The sequence below is a fragment of the Buttiauxella sp. BIGb0471 genome (assembly GCF_024807715.1).
GTDB lineage: Bacteria > Pseudomonadota > Gammaproteobacteria > Enterobacterales > Enterobacteriaceae > Buttiauxella > Buttiauxella agrestis.
Genome location: NZ_JANUEU010000005.1, coordinates 30,434 through 48,740 on the forward strand (window position 1 = coordinate 30,434; position 18,307 = coordinate 48,740).

Here is an 18,307-nt window from a genome sequence, read left to right on the forward strand (position 1 = left end):
CAAAATCCTTCTTAAAATGATGCCTTATTGACGATATCTAGCTCTTTAAGGAGTTGGGCACGCGATTCTTCCTGATCCAGCAATGCCTGTAACTGGGTACGGAAAGCAGGAACATTCCCCATTGGCCCTTTTAACGCGACCAAAGCTTCACGTAACTCCAGCAATTTTCTGAGTTCAGGAACTTGTCTGGCGATATTATCCGGGGAGAAATCTTCGAGTGATTTCACGTCAAGCTCGACCTGAAGTTCTTCACCTTTCTTCTTGCTCAGGGCGTTGCCTACGCTAAAGTTCAGGTTGATCCCCGTTTCGCTCATTACTGCGTTAAAATTATTTTTATTGATAGAAACTGTATTGCGTTCATCCAGCTGTGAATCTTCTTCACGGCCTTTCATATCGCCAACGACTAATAAATTTAGCGGTAATTCGACTTCTGAATTTAACCCTTCAGCTTTGGGAACATAACGGATGTTAATTCGCTCTTTAGGCGCGACGCTGCCATCTTTATTGTTACTCATATTTACTTACCCTTGTGTTACGCACTTATTGGTATGCCTGGCATTGGTTGACTGGCGTTAGTTAATAAATAGTTAGGGCTGATTTGTTGTTTGTCAGAGTAATGGTTTCTGAATGGTGGCTACGTTAGCACTATAAGCCAGCGTTTTGTACAGATACAAAAGTCCAGAAAACGACTTCTAATTATGTTTTTTTTGTTGTGGTTTTATGTTTGCAACTGGAATGTAATCAGAGAACGATTCTTTATTTATCACTGTATTATTTTTTCGTATGCTTGATAGTGTATTCATAATTTTTATAATTAATTAAGGTAGGGATACGGACATTGCTCTGTATTTTTGTTCTTTCGCCTTTTTGCTGGTGTTATTTTATTGCCTGGTTTCGTTTTGTTTTGTTTGCCTGTTTAAAATTTTAAATGATGCAAATCACTCTAGTTCATTCATATTACTGATGTGTATGACGTAGTTGGCAAACCAAATGAATGTTAAGAAATCATCGTTGATTAATAGTGATGTTTATTACTTACAGGAGTTTTTCAATGCCAACCCCATGTTATATATCAATGAATGGTCAGACTCAGGGCAATATTACTGCTGGGGCTTTCACCGCTGAATCAGTCGGCAATATTTATGTTCAGGGGCATGAAGATGAAATGCTGGTGCAAGAGTTCCAGCATATCGTTACCGTACCTACCGATCCACAATCAGGCCAGCCTGCTGGGCAGCGTGCTCATAAGCCTTTCATTTTCACTGTAGCGCTTAATAAAGCCGTACCACTGCTTTATAACGCGCTGGCATCAGGCGAAATGTTGCCAACAACAGAGTTGAAATGGTTCCGTACTTCTGTAGAGGGTAAGCAAGAGCATTTCTTTACCACCCGTCTGACAGATTCAACCATTGTGGATATCAATTGCCATATGCCACATTGCCAGGACGCTACCAAGCGTGAATTCACCCAATTAATCCAGGTTTCACTGGCTTATCGCAAAATTGAGTGGGAACACACTTCTGCGGGGACTTCTGGCGCTGACGACTGGCGCGCACCACTGGAATCTTAATTCCGGGTTAAAGGTAATAACGTCCTGCATGCAGGACGTTATTTTCTCGTACTTTTGATTCTTCAACCGTAGCTATATAATCTAAATCAACCCCTACCTTTCCCCAGGCTAAACCGTGAATATATCTCCTGAGCATTTGCCTGATAGGTTTGTTGTTTTGATTTTTTGACCACATCCTCCAGGTCTTTCGCTTTAGTCGTACTGGCTGGCGTGATGGGAATCGCTGTTTCGATACTCGCTGGTGAATACATTTCCCAGTTACCCGTTTTGACATCAATAACGGCATAGCGCGTCAAGTAACGTAGCGAACTAATTTGATTGTTATTATTAACCGGTTGAAAGTCCTGCCACACAACAGAGTTAGCTTGTTTATCAAATATTCCCATCTGCAATGTTGGCCAGTAAACAATCACTGTGCTTTGTCTACCCCTTGCGCCGAAATAACGGAGAGTCAACATATAACTATTGGTGGTAGTGGAGGGTTCTTTATTTGCAGTGATTTTTTTGGAAGGTAAAACCCCAGAGAATGTCGCGACTTTGTAGTATTTTTCCAGCTCTTTTTGCATGTCAGTATCAGGGGTTTTCTCTCCTGACTGCACCAAAATAATTGAAGCATTGTGTGGGATGCTTATTTCATCTTCTGCCTGGGCAATAGCGTCCTGGATATCCTCTTCTGTGATCTCCGCAGAAGGATCCCAACCGAAAAGTTCTTGCTCAGTTAATTGAGGTGATACCACTGGGCGCGGTTTATATGTCGATTTTTGAGCATCAATGAATTTTCCTTGTTGACCGCATCCAGTTAGCGACAGGCAAAAAATAGCAGAAGTGATTCCAACAATGATCTTTTTAGTTTCCATTCTAATCATGCACCTTATCAGCAGCTTGCAATGGTTCCAGCTAACTGAAAATAATAAGGTACAGAAGGGGAAATGGCTCTTTGATAACGTGTCGGATTTCGTACTATTTAATTTGAAAAGGCCTGAGTCTGCAACAACTCAGGCCTTTATCGTGCGCAAGATTATTCTTTTGAAGCCGCAACCTGCCCATTAAAGTCAGCAACTTCATTCACTTTCTCGGCACGAGCCAGCCAGCGGTAGCAGCCTGCGCTCATGAATGCGCCGATAAACCAGCTAAAGTTTGCCACTTCATGAAGTGAAGGAGTAAAGCTAATTGTCAGACAAACTGCGACGGATGGCACCAGAGCAAGAATCGCTTTTGGGTTGAAGCCCCCTTTGTACCAGTAGCGTCCTTTAGGAGTGGCATCAAACAGATCGTCGACATAAATTTTGCTGCGTTTGATGATGTAGAAATCAGTCAGCAAAATCCCGAACAGCGGCCCAATAAACGATCCCAGCACATCCAGCGTGTAGTGAATAAGTTCAGGGGACTGGAACAGGTTCCACGGTGTCAGCAATACAGAGCCTACGGCCGCAATCATCCCGCCAGTGCGGAAGCTAATCTTCTGCGGTGAGCAGTTCGAGAAGTCAAAAGCGGGTGATACGAAGTTCGCGACGATATTAATGCCGATAGTGGCGGTAATCATGGTCAGCAAACCAATTGCCATCGCGAGGCTGTTGCCAACATGACTGACAGTTTCGATTGGGTCTGTAATCATTTTTCCAAACAACGATTGGGTGCCGGATACGATAACCACGGTCACAATCGAGAACAGCAGGAAGTTGAACGGAAGCCCCCAGCGGTTGCCACGGCGGATCTCTTTCATGCTTTTACCGTAGCGCGAGAAGTCACCGAAGTTCAGTAACGGGCCGGAGAAGTATGAAACCACCAGTGCAGTTGCGGTCAGCATTTGCCATGCTTGTTCGCCAGAAGTGAGTTGTTTACTGGCAAGAGTAAACGAAATTCCATCAAACCCTGTTTGATACAAAATCCAGCCCGCCAGGGCCATCATCACCACATAAACCGCAGGTCCGGCGATATCAATAAAGCGTTTAATCGCATTCATGCCGTGCCAGAACACCATCGCCTGTAGCACCCACATGATGCCAAAGCAGACCCACCCGAGATGCGAAAGACCGAGAAAGTGCCCGGTGGTCATTGGCGCAAGTGACGGCCAGAACTTCAGCATAACGAGCATCAGGGCGTTGGCTGCCAGCCAGGTCTGGATGCCGTACCAGGCGAATGCGATGAGTCCGCGAATCACAGCCGGAATATTGGCTCCAAATACGCCAAATGCCTGGCGGCAAATTACGGCATAAGGCACCCCAGCCATTTGACTTGGTTTAGCGACCAGGTTTGCACACAGTTGCACGATGCAAATTCCGACCAACAGGCAAAGCAAAACCTGCCAACTCGCCAGCCCTAACGTGAAGAAACTGGCTGCCACCACATAGCCACCCATACTGTGCACGTCGGACATCCAGAAAGAAAAAATATTGTACCAGGACCATGTCTGGTTGCGCGTCGGCGCCAGATCATCATTACACAGGCGCGGGCTGTACCCGGCACTGGCGCTATCGGTCAAAGCTGATGACGTATTTTCATTGTTTGGCATGAAATCTGCTCCTTTAAAAACAGATGCTGACGGAATGTCTGCAACTTTCGTTGCATTAACCAGGCCAGGTTTCATGTTTTGTGGAACAAATGGATTATTCAGGCTTTTTGGTGCATTAATAAGGCCGCGCGGTTAATCGTTGCGCTTTGCCATGGTGCAATTGAACATTTCGTTGCCCGGATCTGGTGCTAAATCCCGGGAAAAATACAGAGGACTCAATATGACGAAACATTTGATCCAGGTGATCAACCCAAATACTAATGTTGCGATGACACACACCATCGCGCAGGCGGCGCGAAGCGTTGCTGCACCTTCCAGCGAAATTATTGCCGTTTGCCCAACGCAAGGTGTGGAATCTATTGAAGGGCATTTTGATGAAGCCATTGCCGCCATTGGTGTGCTTGAGCAAATCAAGCGCGGCAAGGAGCAGGGAGTGAGCGGCCATGTTATTGCCTGTTTTGGCGATCCGGGTTTGCTGGCTGCGCGTGAGCTTGCGAATGGGCCGGTTATCGGGATCGCAGAAGCGGCAATGCACGCTGCAACGATGGTTGCGACACGTTTCTCTATCGTCACCACCTTGCCGCGCACCGTGATTATTGCGCGTCATTTATTACGCCAGTATGGCTTCGAGCACCACTGCGCGGCGTTGCATGCGATTGATCTCCCGGTGCTGGCTTTGGAAGATGGCACGGGTCTTGCTCAGATGAAGGTACGCGAGCGTTGTATACAAGCCATGAAAGAAGATAACAGCGGAGCTATTGTGCTCGGTTGTGGCGGGATGGCTAATCTTGCGCGGGAACTGACTGCTGAGTTGGGTATTCCCGTAATTGATGGCGTCACGGCTGCGGTGAAAATGGTCGAATCCCTCATCGCACTTGGCCTTGGAACCAGTAAATACGGTGATCTCGCGTATCCGAATAAAAAGCCGTTATCCGGCTGTTTTGACATGCTGAGTTGATTTTCTGGCTCGGCTCATAAGGACCGAACCATGAATGAAGCACCAAAAACTAAAAACTATCACTTTACCGAGAACTACCCGCGCGACATGAAAGGTTATGCGGGTACGCCGCCACACGCGCAGTGGCCGAATAACGCCCGAGTTGCCGTACAATTTGTCCTCAATTTTGAAGAGGGTGGTGAAAACCACGTACTGCACGGCGATGCCGGTTCCGAGCAATTTCTTTCAGATATTATCGGCGCCGCGAGTTTTCCCGACCGCCATATGTCGATGGACTCACTCTATGAATATGGCTCGCGCGCCGGGTTCTGGCGCATCCACAATGAATTCCAGAAACGCGGCCTCACCATGAGTATTTTTGGTGTCGCAATGGCTCTGGCGCGAAACCCTGAAATCGTTGCCGCAATAAAAGCCGCTGATTATGACGTGGTGAGCCATGGCTGGCGCTGGATCCACTATCAAAACCTCGACGAAGCTACAGAGCGTCAGCACATGCACCAGGCGATAGAAATCCTCGAAGATTTATTCGGCAACAAACCGCTGGGCTGGTACACCGGGCGCGACAGCCCTAATACGCGTCGTCTGGTGGCGGAGAATGGCGGTTTTCTTTATGACAGCGATTATTACGGCGATGATTTGCCATTCTGGAGCAAAGTCACCTGTAGCGACGGCAGCGTAAAACCTCATCTGGTGGTGCCGTATACTCTCGATGCCAACGACATGCGCTTTGCCACCGCGCAGGGTTTTAACACCGCCGAGCAGTTTTATACTTATCTTAAAGACAGTTTTGATGTGTTGTATGAGGAAGGGGAAACCGCGCCGAAAATGATGTCGATTGGTATGCATTGCCGCTTGTTGGGGCGTCCTGGTCGTTTCAAAGCGCTACAACGTTTTCTGGATTATGTGCAGCAACATGAAGATGTGTGGATTTGCCGTCGTCAGGATATTGCCGAGCATTGGGTGAAGACGCATCCATTTAAGGAATGACTTGAGTGGCGGGTGCATTGACCCGCCATTCTCTTTAACTCATCAAGCTGACATGGGCTGCCACAATACGCCAGCCATAAGGGAATTTGACCCAGGTCTGCATCTGGCGGCCAATTTTATCGCAACCTTCCCGGGTAAACTCAGTACTGGCAACGGCCATATCATCGCCGTAGGTGGTGATCGTCGTGTTCTGTAAAAGCCGCTCTAACCCCTGTGATGAACGGGTATTTCTGAACGCTCTGATCTCATCGATCCCGTACAGGTTTTCACTGGCTCCGTAGCGCACGGTGCGCGGATCGGACCAGAATAACTCATCCAACACTGCAACATCGTTGCTGATCAACGCCTGTTCGTAGCGGTAAAAAGCGGCACTCACTTCATTGACGATTGCCGGGCGATCAATATTATCTCGCATCATAGTATTTACCTTACCTGGTGATTTTCCCTGCCAGCATACCCTGTATTTCGAGCCGATGGGCGGCTCTCAGGCAGATATCTTCTCGCCAGGGCGGCGCAATGAGCTGCACGCCAATAGGATTGCCACTTGCGGTCATTAACGGCACCGTCACCACTGGTAAGCCGAGGAAAGAAATTGGCTGTGTCAGCATTCCCATGCTGGCTTTTACAGGAAGGTCTGTGCCGTTGATTCGCATGGTTTGCTGGCCGATAAGTGTTGCGCTGCATGGCGTAGCCGGGGCAATCAACACGTCAAAATCGTCAAATAGCGGCAGCGTTTTATCGCGCAACCAAGTGCGGAAACGCTGCGCCTGCGTGTACCAGGCGGATGGTGTCATTGCGCCTGCCAATAAACGTTCGCGAGAATTAATCTCAAAACGTTCGGCCTGTTCGCGCAATGCGGGCAGATAATGATTTCCTCCTTCCGCGGCAGAGAGCAAAAATGCCGCCGAGCGGGCTAGTTCGGCTTCTGGCAGCGTGATGCATTCCAGTGCCTCGAGCGTGTGAGCCACTCGTGCAACGGCATTTTTCGCATCTTCATCGCACCAGTTCTCAAAAAAACCGCCCAAAACGGCACAGCGTAAATGCGATGAGTGTTCCAGTTTATCGGCGACCGGTTCAGTTGCCCGCGCCGATTGAAAACGATCGTCAGCATCAATTCCCTGAAGCACGTCATAAACCTGAGCCAGGTCATCCACGCTGCGTGCAAGGGGGCCGATATGATCGAGGCTGGCAACAAAAGGCTGGCTGCCGCTGCGTGACAACCTACCGAAAGTAGGTTTCAACCCGAAGACGCCGCACAGCGAAGCGGGAACGCGAATCGATCCGTTGGTGTCGGTTCCAAGCGTAAAATTCACCATCCCAGCCGCGACGGCTGCGGCAGAACCGCCGGATGAGCCACCCGCAATGCGTGCAAAATCATGTGGGTTTCGGGTCGCGCCATAATGGCTATTTTCTGTGGTAAAACCGTAGGCGTAGGCATCCATATTCAGCGCGCCTGAAAGCATGGCTCCGGCAGCGCTTAATTGTTTGATGGCGAACGCATCAGCACTGGCAGGAGGTTGTGTGCTAAAAAGCTCGGCACCAGCAAGAGTTGTCACATCTTTAATATCAAAAAGGTTTTTTACCGCATAAGGCACGCCAGCCAGTGTTGGCAGGGTTTCCCCGCGGGCGCGACGCTCGTCAATGCTCGCTGCTTCTTGCAGCAAACGCGGGGCGGTGATTTCAGTGAAAGCGTTAATATCAGGGTTCGATTGCTCTATTTTAGCGAGCGTAAGGCGTGCCAGTTCCTGGGCCGAAAACTCACTGGTTGCTAATCCTTGCTGAATATCGCGAATGGAAAGTGCGTTCATAGTTTATAAACCCCCGCGACTTCCTGGCGTTGAGGCAATGGAAATTCCATCAGCGGCTCCGCTAATGCCGCCATGCGCGTCAGTTGGATTTCCATTTCCTTTCTGCGCATATCATCCAGCGGGACATTAAGCAGTTGTTCCATTAACTGGATATAAGCGGGCCAGGCAAAACTTTCTGATTTCATCTGTTTTTCCTTAGAATCCTGCGGCGCTGCCATTACTGCGTGGGTCATATGCGCCTTCGAGCATGCCGTTGATGTGGCGCACAATGGCTCCGGCGTGGCCGACGGCCTCACTAAAATCAGGCAACGCTTCCACGTCATGCCCCAATTCGCGTAGTGCTTTGAACGTTTCCGGGCTGAATCGGCCTTCTAATTTCAGGCTGTCGGAGGCTTGCCCCCAGGTTCTGCCTAATAACCAGCGTGGCGCGGTCACGGCTTCTTGTAATGGCATCCCCTGAATAACGTGGCGCGTAAAAATGGCGGCCTGAGTCTGCGGTTGCCCATCGCCGCCCATCGAGCCGTAAACCATCGTGCGCCCGTCAGCCAGCCGTGCAGCGGCTGGGTTCAGCGTGTGGAACGGCTGTTTTCCGGGAGCCAGACTCAGCAAGCTTTCAGGTTGGAGGCTGAACGCCGCGCCGCGGTTTTGCCACAAAACGCCGCTTTTTGGCAGCACAACGCCGCTGCCAAACTCGTGATAAATGCTCTGAATAAATGACACCGCCAGTCCGCTGCTATCCATCACCCCCATCCATACCGTGTCGCCTGGGCCTTTGCCGGTTCCCCATTCTGCGGCTTTATTGTCGTCAATTTCTGCGGCCAGTGCGGCAAGGGGGGCAGGCTCCAACAGGCTTTGGATTGAGGTGGTAATGTGGCGAGGATCGGTAATGTATTTGTCACGCAGAGCAAAGGCTTTTTTGGTCGCTTCAACGATGCGATGAACGGTTTGAGTTTCATCGGCTTGCGCCATATCCAGATTCTCGGTGATCCCGAGGATTGCCAACGACACCAGGCCCTGAGTCGGTGGCGTCATATTATAAACATCACCCAACTCATGGCTCAGATGCAGCGGAATGCGGCGTTTCGCACGTTGGGCGGCGAGATCTTGTAACGTGATGGGCATGCCTAAATCAGCAAGTTCTTTGGTAATCAGCGCGGCTAACGGGCCGCGATAAAAACTATCGAGTCCTTCAACGGTCAGGCGCGTCAATGTTTCAGCCAGGCGGGGTTGAGTGAAGCGGCTACCTGCGCGCGGAATTTCACCCCGGTCCAAAAACGTCTCGGCAAACCCCGCGATATTGACCAGTTCGTCATATTTGCTGTGCGTCGCCTGCGCCTGGGATTGCGTGACCGGAATACCATCTGCCGCATAGCGAATGGCGTCGGCCAGTAAACGCGAAAGCGGTAATTGCCCGCCCCCAAGTTGTGCCGCAATCTTCAGCGCTTCATCCCACCCGCTAAGGGTTCCAGGAACAGTCAGCGCTGCTTTGGGGCCACGATGTGGGATTGAGGAAGCGCCTGCATAAAATTCTAAAGATGCGAGAGAACCCGCAGCACCGCTGGCATCAATAGCAATCGGTTCGCCCTCTGGCGGAACAATCAGCCAGAAACCGTCACCGCCAATACCATTCATATGGGGATAAACCACGGCAATGGTTGCCGCTGCAGCTACCATCGCTTCGATAGCGTCACCACCATGGCGCAGCACGGATAACGCAGTTTCACTGGCTAAATGATGTGGAGTGACCGCCATACCGGAAGGAGCCATATTGCTTTGCATCATCGTTTTATCTCTCAGAATGGAAGCTCAGGGATCTCTCTAGCAAGAGATGTTCCAGGTTGACTCTGTTCGTTTCACTGTGCCAGGCTCGAGTGAAACAAAAGTTACAGAGGTCATAATGAAACAATTAGATGAGCGCTTAAGGGCGACATATGAACAGCTTTCCCCACAAGAACAGCGAGTTGCTGCATTTATTGTCGATCATTTTGATGACCTGATTAGCTACAACAGCGCAGAGTTAGCCCGCCTTTCTGGGGTATCTAAGGCGACGGTTAGCCGCTTATTCAAACGTCTTGGCTATGACCGCTACAAAGATATGCGCGAAGAGTTGCGTAACCTGCGCCAGAGCGGGATGCCGCTCACCGAAAATCGCGATGCGGTACAGGGTAACACTTTACTTGCGCGTCATTACAAGCAGGAAATGGCCAATCTAACGCAGTGGGTTAGCCTGCTCGACACGCAGCAATTTGCCGACGTAGTCACAACTCTCACGACGGCAAAACGTATTTTTATTATTGGGTTAAGAAACTCATGGCCGGTTGCAATGCACTTGCGCCAGCAGCTATTGCAGGTTCGTAGTGACGTCTGGCTATTGCCGCAGCCAGGGCAGACGCTGGCCGAAGAGGTGGTGGATATCAGTGAACAAGATTGTGTTATCGCCATCGCGTTTCGTCGACGCCCGCGCATTATCAAACCGCTGCTGGCAAATTTGCATCAACGCCAGGTCCCGCTGCTGGTGATGAGCGAAGCGCAGGGATCAGGCCTCACACCTTATTGCCGCTGGCATTTTGCCGCGCCGCTCGACAGTGTTTCAGCCTTTGATAGCTATAGTGGTGCGATGAGTCTGGTGAATCTATTATCCAACGCCGTACTCCACGAAGCGTTAACCACAGGCCGTCAGCGTATTCACCACATTGCTGAATTGTATTCTGAGTTTGATGAACTGGAACAACGCTAACGCACTTTAGTGGTGCGTTTGCACGCATCATGGGAACCATTCTGGTTCAGAGATGAAGAGTTAGTGAACGGGTTTTGTAGGGTGGATAAGCGGTAGCGTCATCCACAATTTTCGCCGCTTTTGTCGGATGACGCTGCTGCTTATCCGACCTACGAAGAGGTATGTCATCTGTCTCGTTTTCTTCTTTGTCTTTCGCGAAAATTGGTGGCACATTAGTTGCAGAATATTTTAATTAAGAATCTTTTGTTTCACGCAGAATAAAAGGAAATACCATGTTCGATATTCAGCACTTCTCACAAATCAATCCACCGCATCGTTTGTTAATGGGGCCGGGGCCAATCAATGCAGATCCCCGCGTATTACGCGCGATGGCGAGTCAGTTGATTGGGCAGTATGACCCGGTTATGACCGGTTATATGAACGAAGTGATGGTGCTGTATCGCGAACTTTTCCGCACGCAAAACCGTTGGACGATGCTGGTGGATGGGACTTCCCGTTCCGGTATTGAAGCGATTTTACTGTCTGCCATTCGCCCCGGTGACAAAGTCCTGGTCCCGGTGTTTGGGCGCTTCGGCCATCTGCTGTGTGAAATTGCCCGTCGTTGTCGCGCAGAAGTTCACACCATAGAAGTGCCGTGGGGTGAGGTTTTCACGCCCGACCAAATCGAAGATGCCATTAAAACGGTGAAACCGCGTTTGCTGCTAACCGTTCAGGGCGACACGTCTACCACCATGCTACAACCGCTGGAAGAACTGGGTGACATCTGCCGTCGCCACGGCGTGTTGTTTTATACCGATGCCACAGCTTCATTTGGCGGCAACAAACTGGAAACCGACGCCTGGGGTTTAGATGCGGTTTCTGCCGGTTTGCAAAAATGCCTCGGCGGCCCGTCGGGCAGCTCGCCGATAACCTTGAGTGCGCAAATGGAAGAGGTTATTCGCCGTCGCAAATGTGTTGAAGAAGGGATCCGAACCACAGCCCATCAGGACGGCGATGACGAAATGATCTACTCGAATTATTTCGATCTCGGCATGGTGATGGATTACTGGGGGCCGGAGCGACTCAACCACCATACCGAAGCCACCAGCATGTTGTTCGCCGCCCGTGAATGCGCGCGCATTATTCTCGAAGAAGGGCTGGACGTGGGCATCGCGCGCCACGAATTGCATGGTCGTGCGCTGGTGGCCGGAATTCAGGGCATGGGGCTGGAAACTTTCGGCAATCTACAACACAAAATGAACAACGTACTTGGCGTTGTGATCCCGTCCGCTGTTCACGGTGAAGAAGTGCGCAAAATGCTGCTCGAAGATTTCCATATCGAAATCGGCACCTCATTTGGTCCGCTACAAGGCAAAATCTGGCGCATCGGTACCATGGGTTATAACGCGCGTAAAGATTGCGTACTGCAAACCCTGACGGCGCTTGAAGCGGTGCTTAACCGCCTCGGTTTTAAATCGACGCAAGGGGCTGCAATGCAGGCCGCGTGGGATGTTTATGCGCAGGAAAGTCGCTGATGGTTAAACATGTCATGAACGCCATGCAGGCGAGTTTTGCCGCCCGCCGAATTATGCAGCGAGCAGATGAACTGGCGCAGGTTAGCGAAACGCCGGAACAACTTACTCGAGTCTATCTTTCACCCGAGCATCTGCGCGCCAATTATCTGGTGGCAAGCTGGATGGAACAGGTGGGAATGACCACCTGGCAAGATGCGGTGGGCAACATTTGCGGGCGCTATGAAGGCGCAAGAGAAGGCGCTCAGGCTGTTTTGCTTGGCTCACATCTTGATACCGTACGCAATGCCGGGCGTTACGATGGCATGTTGGGCGTCTTAACCGCGCTGGAAGTTGTCGCCTTTCTCCATGAACATAATCTTCAATTAGAGCAGGCGATTGAAATCGTTGGCTTTGGGGATGAAGAAGGTACGCGTTTTGGCATCACATTATTAGGCAGTCGTGGCGTGACCGGGACGTGGCCGGATAACTGGCTGGCGTGTGAAGATGCCGCAGGTATCAGTGTTGGGCAAGCACTGGTGAATGCCGGTTTTGACCCTTCGCGTATTCAGAGTGCGGCGCGTGGCGCGGAAGAGTTCAGTGCTTATCTGGAACTGCATATCGAACAAGGGCCGGTGCTGGAGCGCGAAAATCTGGCGCTCGGCGTGGTGACGGCTATTAACGGCGCTCGTCGTCTGAAATGCCGCTTTGTTGGCGAAGCAGGGCATGCGGGTACGGTGCCGATGACCATTCGTAAAGATGCGCTAGCAGCAGCCGCTAATTGGATGACTTACATCGAAAGCACGACTGCCAGTTACGCCCCAGATATTGTTGCGACTGTCGGCTCGCTGCAATGTTTACCGGGCGCGGCGAATGTGATTCCGGGGGAAGTTCTGCTCACGCTGGATATCCGTAGCCCGCGAGATTCAGATATCGAAGCGCTGCTTGAAAAATTGTTATGCGAAGCGCAGCAAATTGCCGCTCAACGAGGTGTGGCGTTCGACTCTGAAATCTATTATTCAATTCCCGCCACGCCATGCGACGCGAGTTTGCAGCGCCGGTTAACATCAGCCATCACTTCGGTGCAGGGGCGTAGTTTATCGCTGCCAAGTGGCGCAGGGCATGATGCGATTGCCATCGCTGAACTCTGGCCGGTGGGCATGATGTTTGTCCGTTGCGATCGTGGGATTAGCCACCATCCGGCAGAATCTGTCACTGAGGCTGATGTGATGCAAGCGGTGCAGGCATATACACAAACGGTGGTGAATTTGGCTTCAATGAATCCACTCACCGAGTTTAACCATGCAACGGAAAGTGAAGCGCTAAGCCAGATAACACCCTGTGTTGCGATACCTGCATGGGTTGAAAATCTGGTTGCCGCCCGGCCTTATGCGACCGTCGATGTGTTGCAGCATTATGCCTCGCAACTGACACTGGATTGGGGGCGCAATGAACTGAACCAGGCGCTTAGCGCGCATCCTCGGATTGGTGAAAAAGCGCAGGGCAGCAGCAAAGAGGCTGCGTTGTCAAAAGGTGAACAGTCTGCTGTCGATACGCAAAACAGCGAATTAACGCTCGCGCTGGCGCAGGGGAATGCTGATTATGAAACGCGGTTTGGACGAGTATTTCTTATTCGAGCCAAAGGGCGCAGTGGCGATGACATTCTCACCGAACTTCGTCGTCGCCTGAATAATTCGCCAGCCGAGGAAGAAGCTGAAGCGCTGGAGCAATTACGCCAAATCACGTTGTTACGCCTGGAAGGAGTGTTTGCATCATGAGTCAGTTGAGTACGCATATTCTTGATACTGCGCTCGGGAAGCCGGCGACAGGTGTAGCGATTTGCCTTGAACAGCAGCTTGGTGACACCTGGGAAACGGTGGCGCAGGGGGTCACTGACTCTGACGGGCGGCTGAAAGATTTCACACCTGCAGCATTGGCGGCGGGGCGGTATCGTCTGACGGCAGAAATCGGGCTTTATTTTGCCGCAACACACAGAGAAACACTGTATCCCACCGCGCAAATTGATTTCGTGATACCGCAAAACGGCGGGCACTATCACCTGCCGTTTTTGATTTCCCCGTGGTCGTGGTCGACTTATCGGGGAAGTTGATTACAAACTGAAGGGATCGGCATCCTGCCAGGCGGGGAATTTCTCGCGATATTCTTGTAATGCAATCAATGACAAATCGGCATCGAGGCGCATCGCCTGATGGGCATCGCCATTCGCCAGGATTTCACCCTGTGGGTTAATAATTTTGCTGTCGCCACGGTAATGATGCCCGTTACCGTCGGTGCCGACGCGGTTGCAGCCTGCGACATACGCCTGGTTTTCAATGGCGCGAGCGACCAGCAGGCTTTGCCAGTGCAAGGAACGCGGTGCAGGCCAGTTCGCGACGTATAGCGCCAGATCGTAATCGTTGCGGTTGCGCGAAAACACCGGGAAACGCAGGTCGTAACACACCTGTGGCAGAATGCGCCAGCCGCGCCATTCCACGATAACTCGCTCATTGCCCGCCTGATAATGATGATGTTCATCTGCCATGCGGAACAGATGACGTTTATCGTAGAAGTGGACTTTGCCATCAGGCTGTACCAGCAAGAACCGATTTACCGGCCCGCGATCGGTCTGGAGTGCGGCACTTCCGGCGATCATGGCCTGAGTTTGCTGGGCTTTAAACTGCATCCAGTCAATCACTTCTTCTTCAGCAAGCGATTGAATGGCGGCTTCCATCGCGAAACCGGTGGTGAACATTTCCGGCAAGACAATCAGATCGCGGCCATGAATAGCGTCCAACTGTACATCGAAATGGCGCAAGTTTGCCGCGCCGTCCATCCAGACCAGCGGTTGTTGTAGAACGGTAATTTTCAAACCAGACACAATCGGAAGCCTCGTGATAAGCAGTGTTTCATTCACTTTAGCATGAGTTCGCTGGCTTTTGTTGGGCAATAAAAAACCCCGCGAGCGGGGTTTTTAGAGCATAGTCTGCTTATGCGGCTTCAATCTTACGATGCTTTTCCGGCACCTTTACCGGCATGGTTGCCAGCTCCTCCGGTTCAAACTCATCGACATTGATACTGCGCAGACGGCTTGCTTCAGCTTTGGTCAATATCGCCGCTTCTTCTGCGTTGATTTTCCCTTCAGCCAGCCACTGTTTCGCTTGTTCATCAAGTCGAGTGAATGGCAGGTTACGCCCGGTTTCTTTGCAGATGCGCAAATGAATTGGCTCGGCGGCCATAACATCCATCAATGCTTCTTCCAACAGACCCGCAGGGTTGAACTCGCTTGGCGTCAGGTACTGACCACGACCAATGCGTGAACGAGTCGCTGATGGGATCTGCATGATCTTCGCTAGTTTATGATCCAGCTTGTCTGATGGCGCGTCGTAGCGGCGGCCCAGCGGGAAGATCACCACACGCAGCATGCCAGCCACAAACGCATTCGGGAAGTTACGCAGCAGGTCGTCAATCGCCTGTTCAGCCTGATACAGCGCATCCTGTACGCCCCAGTGAACCAGGGGTAAATCGGCTTCGTTACGGCCTTCGTCGTCGTAGCGTTTCAGCACCGAAGACGCCAGGTACAGCTGGCTCAGAATGTCACCCAGACGCGCGGAGATACGTTCGCGACGCTTGAGACTGCCACCCAGAACCGCCATGGAAACGTCTGACAGCAGTGCCAGGTTGGCGCTCAGGCGGTTCATATATTGGTAGTAACGTTTGGTTGAATCTTTGGTCGGTGTGGCGCTGGTCAAACCGTTGGTCAGGCCAAGCCACAGGCTTCGCATTTTGTTGCTGCCGACGTGGCCGATATGCTTGAACAGCAGCTTATCGAAGGCGTTAACGTCATTGTTTTGCGCCGCATTCATTTCGTCGAGAACATACGGATGGCAACGAATTGCACCCTGGCCGAAGATAATCATGCTGCGTGTCAGGATATTCGCGCCTTCAACGGTGATAGCAATGGGTGCACCCTGATACGCTCGCGCTACAAAGTTGGAATTACCCAGCATGATGCCTTTGCCGCCGACAATATCCATCGCATCCAGAATGGCCCGCTGGCCGCGATGGGTACAGTGGTACTTCACGATGGCTGACAGAACAGCGGGTTTTTCACCAAGCATAATCCCGTAAGTCACCAGTGATGCAGCTGCGTCCATTACGTAAGCGTTACCGGCAATACGCGCCAGTGGTTCTTCAATCCCTTCCATTTTACCGATAGAGATTCTGAACTGACGACGGATATGAGCATAAGCGCCCGTAGCCATTGCGACAGATTTCAAACCACCGGTTGCGTTGGATGGCAGGGTAATGCCACGACCAACTGACAGACATTCCACCAGCATACGCCAGCCCTGACCGGCCATTTTCGGGCCACCGATGATGTAATCAATCGGGACGAAAATATCTTTACCGCGAGTTGGGCCATTCTGGAATGGTACGTTAAGCGGGAAGTGGCGTTTGCCGATTTCTACACCTGGCGTATGTGTTGGGATCAACGCACAGGTAATGCCGAGATCTTCTTCATCGCCCAGCAGTTTATCCGGGTCAGACAGTTTGAATGCCAGACCTAAAACGGTAGCGATTGGTGCCAGCGTAATGTAGCGCTTGTTCCAGGTTAGACGCATCCCAAGAACTTGCTGGCCCTGCCATTCGCCCATACACACGACGCCAGTATCAGGAATCGCACCCGCATCGGAGCCTGCTTCAGGACTTGTCAGAGCAAAGCATGGGATCTCTTGCCCACGAGCCAGGCGCGGCAGGTAATGATCTTTCTGTTCTTCCGTACCGTAATGTTGCAGCAATTCGCCTGGGCCTAATGAGTTAGGCACACCGACGGTAATGGCCAGAATCCCGGAAACACCCGAAAGCTTTTGCAACACACGAGCCTGAGCGTACGCAGAAAACTCCAGGCCGCCGTACTCTTTCTTGATGATCATCGCGAAGAAGCGATGCTCTTTTAAATAGGCCCACAGCTCTGGCGGCAAATCTGCCATTTCGTGTGTGATTTGGAAGTCATTTGCCAGGCGGCAAGCTTCTTCAACCGGGCCGTCGATAAAGGCTTGTTCTTCTTCAGTCAGTTTTGGCTGCGGATAGTTGTGCAGCTTTTCCCAGTCAGGTTTACCGCGGAACAAATCACCTTCCCACCACGTTGTCCCCGCGTCGATAGCTTCTTTTTCAGTACGCGACATTGGCGGCATGACTTTGCGGAAGCTGCGGAATACCGGGGCGGAAATCAAAGATTTGCGAATCGGGGTGAAGACAAACGGCACCAGAATAATCGCCAGTGGAACCAGTACCCAGATAGACCAGATACCAGCAAAACCAAGCGCGGCTGTCCACGCCAGTAGAATTGCGCTACTGAGCAGCAAATTGACCTGGTGATAGAAAAGCACACCGAGGAGAACAACGGTTGCGACAATACTCAAAATCAACATAAAGGAAACTCCCTTGCTTGTAGGAGGTCTGACCACTTGGATGTATTGGTTTTAGTTCATGTGGTTTTTTTTAGCAATATATTCACAAAATAATTACAACTCAGCTCACATTGTTACCGCACAGAACAGCAAAAGCAGGAGGATATGGCGCTTCTCGCGCTATCCGGTAAACTGCTTGGGTTAATCAATCAAAAAATGCTGAAGGACATCCTCATGTACCAGGATCTTATTCGTAACGAATTGAATGAAGCGGCAGAAACGCTGGCTAACTTCCTGAAAGATGACGCTAACATTCACGCAATCCAGCGTGCAGCGGTGCTGTTGGCTGATAGCTTTAAAGCAGGCGGTAAAGTGCTTTCTTGCGGTAACGGTGGCTCACATTGCGATGCAATGCACTTTGCTGAAGAACTGACAGGTCGTTATCGCGAAAACCGTCCGGGCTACCCGGCGATTGCGATTTCTGACGTGAGCCATATCTCTTGCGTCGGCAATGATTTTGGTTACGACCACATTTTCTCTCGTTACGTTGAAGCGGTTGGCCGTGAAGGCGACGTGTTACTGGGCATCTCCACTTCGGGTAATTCCGGCAACGTCATCAAAGCGATTGAAGCCGCTCGCGCGAAAGGCATGAAAGTCATCACTCTGACCGGGAAAGACGGCGGCAAAATGGACGGTAGCGCCGATGTTGAAATTCGTGTGCCGCACTTTGGTTATGCTGACCGCATTCAGGAAATTCACATCAAAGTGATTCACATCCTGATCCAGCTTATCGAAAAAGAGATGGTTAAAGCTTAAGTTTTGCCTGAACTTGTA

Annotated in this window: 17 protein-coding genes and 1 pseudogene; 9 read left to right on the forward strand and 9 right to left on the reverse strand. The window is 51.1% G+C overall.

Going from position 1 to position 18,307, the window contains the following annotated elements; all coding sequences use genetic code 11:
• Positions 1–11: 11 nt before the first annotated feature.
• A complete protein-coding gene (tssB, locus tag M2371_RS16030; RefSeq protein WP_259268158.1) occupies positions 12–515 on the reverse strand; it encodes a type VI secretion system contractile sheath small subunit in 504 nt (167 codons plus the stop codon).
• 536 nt (positions 516–1,051) lie between these two features.
• Here tssB and M2371_RS16035 point away from each other — a divergent pair.
• A complete protein-coding gene (locus M2371_RS16035; protein ID WP_172895455.1) occupies positions 1,052–1,570 on the forward strand; it encodes an Hcp family type VI secretion system effector in 519 nt (172 codons plus the stop codon).
• A gap of 86 nt (positions 1,571–1,656) precedes the next feature.
• Here M2371_RS16035 and M2371_RS16040 read toward each other — a convergent pair whose 3' ends face one another.
• Together M2371_RS16040 and M2371_RS16045 are read right to left on the reverse strand one after the other, a co-directional pair.
• Positions 1,657–2,427 carry a hypothetical protein gene (locus M2371_RS16040; RefSeq protein WP_259268159.1) on the reverse strand — a complete coding sequence of 257 codons (771 nt, stop codon included), beginning with the start codon at positions 2,425–2,427 and terminating at the stop codon, positions 1,657–1,659.
• A 161-nt stretch (positions 2,428–2,588) separates the two neighbouring features.
• The gene (locus tag M2371_RS16045; RefSeq protein ID WP_172895453.1) at positions 2,589–4,082 is read right to left on the reverse strand and encodes an NCS1 family nucleobase:cation symporter-1; all 1,494 of its coding nucleotides are present in this window, start codon (positions 4,080–4,082) and stop codon (positions 2,589–2,591) included.
• A 220-nt stretch (positions 4,083–4,302) separates the two neighbouring features.
• Between M2371_RS16045 and hpxA the strand changes: the two genes are divergently transcribed.
• Positions 4,303–5,040 (forward strand): allantoin racemase, encoded by a 738-nt coding sequence (gene hpxA, locus M2371_RS16050; RefSeq protein WP_259268160.1) that lies wholly within the window; start codon positions 4,303–4,305, stop codon positions 5,038–5,040.
• 30 nt (positions 5,041–5,070) lie between these two features.
• Complete coding sequence (gene puuE / locus M2371_RS16055) at positions 5,071–6,027, forward strand: allantoinase PuuE (protein ID WP_259268161.1); 957 nt, start codon at positions 5,071–5,073, stop codon at positions 6,025–6,027.
• A gap of 34 nt (positions 6,028–6,061) precedes the next feature.
• On the opposite strand, the gene hpxZ is transcribed toward puuE, so the two are convergent.
• The 4 genes from hpxZ to M2371_RS16075 are packed head-to-tail and all read right to left on the reverse strand — an operon-like array spanning position 6,062 to position 9,617.
• Positions 6,062–6,445: an oxalurate catabolism protein HpxZ gene (hpxZ, locus tag M2371_RS16060; RefSeq protein WP_034493573.1), complete on the reverse strand. Its 384-nt coding sequence runs from the start codon at positions 6,443–6,445 to the stop codon at positions 6,062–6,064.
• A gap of 10 nt (positions 6,446–6,455) precedes the next feature.
• Positions 6,456–7,835 carry an AtzE family amidohydrolase gene (locus tag M2371_RS16065; protein WP_259268162.1) on the reverse strand — a complete coding sequence of 460 codons (1,380 nt, stop codon included), beginning with the start codon at positions 7,833–7,835 and terminating at the stop codon, positions 6,456–6,458.
• The gene (gene hpxX / locus M2371_RS16070) at positions 7,832–8,020 is read right to left on the reverse strand and encodes an oxalurate catabolism protein HpxX (protein ID WP_259268163.1); all 189 of its coding nucleotides are present in this window, start codon (positions 8,018–8,020) and stop codon (positions 7,832–7,834) included. The genes M2371_RS16065 and hpxX overlap by 4 nt, the downstream gene beginning before the upstream one ends.
• 10 nt (positions 8,021–8,030) lie before the next feature.
• Positions 8,031–9,617 (reverse strand): gamma-glutamyltransferase family protein, encoded by a 1,587-nt coding sequence (locus M2371_RS16075; protein ID WP_259268164.1) that lies wholly within the window; start codon positions 9,615–9,617, stop codon positions 8,031–8,033.
• A gap of 115 nt (positions 9,618–9,732) precedes the next feature.
• On the opposite strand from M2371_RS16075, the gene M2371_RS16080 reads away from it, so the two are divergent.
• The 5 genes and pseudogenes from M2371_RS16080 to uraH all read left to right on the forward strand — a co-directional run bounded on the left by M2371_RS16080 (position 9,733) and on the right by uraH (position 14,172).
• On the forward strand, positions 9,733–10,572 hold the full coding sequence (locus tag M2371_RS16080) for a MurR/RpiR family transcriptional regulator (RefSeq protein ID WP_259268165.1): 840 nt from the start codon (positions 9,733–9,735) through the stop codon (positions 10,570–10,572).
• A gap of 272 nt (positions 10,573–10,844) precedes the next feature.
• Positions 10,845–12,086: an alanine--glyoxylate aminotransferase family protein gene (locus tag M2371_RS16085; RefSeq protein WP_115630661.1), complete on the forward strand. Its 1,242-nt coding sequence runs from the start codon at positions 10,845–10,847 to the stop codon at positions 12,084–12,086.
• A pseudogene (gene hpxK, locus M2371_RS16090) lies at positions 12,086–13,336 on the forward strand (allantoate amidohydrolase); the annotation flags it as partial. The gene M2371_RS16085 and the pseudogene hpxK, both read left to right, overlap by 1 nt.
• Positions 13,337–13,339: 3 nt before the next feature.
• Positions 13,340–13,840, forward strand: a complete 501-nt coding sequence (gene uraD, locus M2371_RS16095) for a 2-oxo-4-hydroxy-4-carboxy-5-ureidoimidazoline decarboxylase (RefSeq protein ID WP_259268289.1) — start codon at positions 13,340–13,342, stop codon at positions 13,838–13,840.
• On the forward strand, positions 13,837–14,172 hold the full coding sequence (uraH, locus tag M2371_RS16100; RefSeq protein ID WP_259268166.1) for a hydroxyisourate hydrolase: 336 nt from the start codon (positions 13,837–13,839) through the stop codon (positions 14,170–14,172). The genes uraD and uraH overlap by 4 nt, the downstream gene beginning before the upstream one ends.
• Here the strand turns inward: uraH and M2371_RS16105 are convergent, their stop codons facing one another.
• Together M2371_RS16105 and fadE are read right to left on the reverse strand one after the other, a co-directional pair.
• Positions 14,173–14,940, reverse strand: coding sequence for an amidohydrolase (locus M2371_RS16105; protein ID WP_172895444.1), 768 nt, complete (start codon positions 14,938–14,940; stop codon positions 14,173–14,175).
• A gap of 109 nt (positions 14,941–15,049) precedes the next feature.
• Positions 15,050–17,494: an acyl-CoA dehydrogenase FadE gene (fadE, locus tag M2371_RS16110; protein WP_259268167.1), complete on the reverse strand. Its 2,445-nt coding sequence runs from the start codon at positions 17,492–17,494 to the stop codon at positions 15,050–15,052.
• A gap of 213 nt (positions 17,495–17,707) precedes the next feature.
• Here fadE and lpcA point away from each other — a divergent pair, with 213 nt between their 5' ends.
• Complete coding sequence (gene lpcA, locus M2371_RS16115) at positions 17,708–18,289, forward strand: D-sedoheptulose 7-phosphate isomerase (RefSeq protein ID WP_115631891.1); 582 nt, start codon at positions 17,708–17,710, stop codon at positions 18,287–18,289.
• Positions 18,290–18,307 lie beyond the last annotated feature (18 nt).

Excerpts from the sequence above, each read along its gene's own strand:
- hpxA (WP_259268160.1), top strand. The coding sequence starts at position 4,303 with ATGACGAAACATTTGATCCAGGTGATCAACCCAAATACTAATGTTGCG.
- hpxX (WP_259268163.1), bottom strand. The coding sequence starts at position 8,020 with ATGAAATCAGAAAGTTTTGCCTGGCCCGCTTATATCCAGTTAATGGAA.
- M2371_RS16035 (WP_172895455.1), top strand. The coding sequence starts at position 1,052 with ATGCCAACCCCATGTTATATATCAATGAATGGTCAGACTCAGGGCAAT.
- uraH (WP_259268166.1), top strand. The coding sequence starts at position 13,837 with ATGAGTCAGTTGAGTACGCATATTCTTGATACTGCGCTCGGGAAGCCG.
- tssB (WP_259268158.1), bottom strand. The coding sequence starts at position 515 with ATGAGTAACAATAAAGATGGCAGCGTCGCGCCTAAAGAGCGAATTAAC.
- M2371_RS16045 (WP_172895453.1), bottom strand. The coding sequence starts at position 4,082 with ATGCCAAACAATGAAAATACGTCATCAGCTTTGACCGATAGCGCCAGT.
- M2371_RS16040 (WP_259268159.1), bottom strand. The coding sequence starts at position 2,427 with ATGGAAACTAAAAAGATCATTGTTGGAATCACTTCTGCTATTTTTTGC.
- M2371_RS16065 (WP_259268162.1), bottom strand. The coding sequence starts at position 7,835 with ATGAACGCACTTTCCATTCGCGATATTCAGCAAGGATTAGCAACCAGT.
- hpxZ (WP_034493573.1), bottom strand. The coding sequence starts at position 6,445 with ATGATGCGAGATAATATTGATCGCCCGGCAATCGTCAATGAAGTGAGT.
- M2371_RS16075 (WP_259268164.1), bottom strand. The coding sequence starts at position 9,617 with ATGATGCAAAGCAATATGGCTCCTTCCGGTATGGCGGTCACTCCACAT.
- uraD (WP_259268289.1), top strand. The coding sequence starts at position 13,340 with ATGAATCCACTCACCGAGTTTAACCATGCAACGGAAAGTGAAGCGCTA.
- puuE (WP_259268161.1), top strand. The coding sequence starts at position 5,071 with ATGAATGAAGCACCAAAAACTAAAAACTATCACTTTACCGAGAACTAC.
- M2371_RS16085 (WP_115630661.1), top strand. The coding sequence starts at position 10,845 with ATGTTCGATATTCAGCACTTCTCACAAATCAATCCACCGCATCGTTTG.
- M2371_RS16080 (WP_259268165.1), top strand. The coding sequence starts at position 9,733 with ATGAAACAATTAGATGAGCGCTTAAGGGCGACATATGAACAGCTTTCC.
- lpcA (WP_115631891.1), top strand. The coding sequence starts at position 17,708 with ATGTACCAGGATCTTATTCGTAACGAATTGAATGAAGCGGCAGAAACG.
- fadE (WP_259268167.1), bottom strand. The coding sequence starts at position 17,494 with ATGTTGATTTTGAGTATTGTCGCAACCGTTGTTCTCCTCGGTGTGCTT.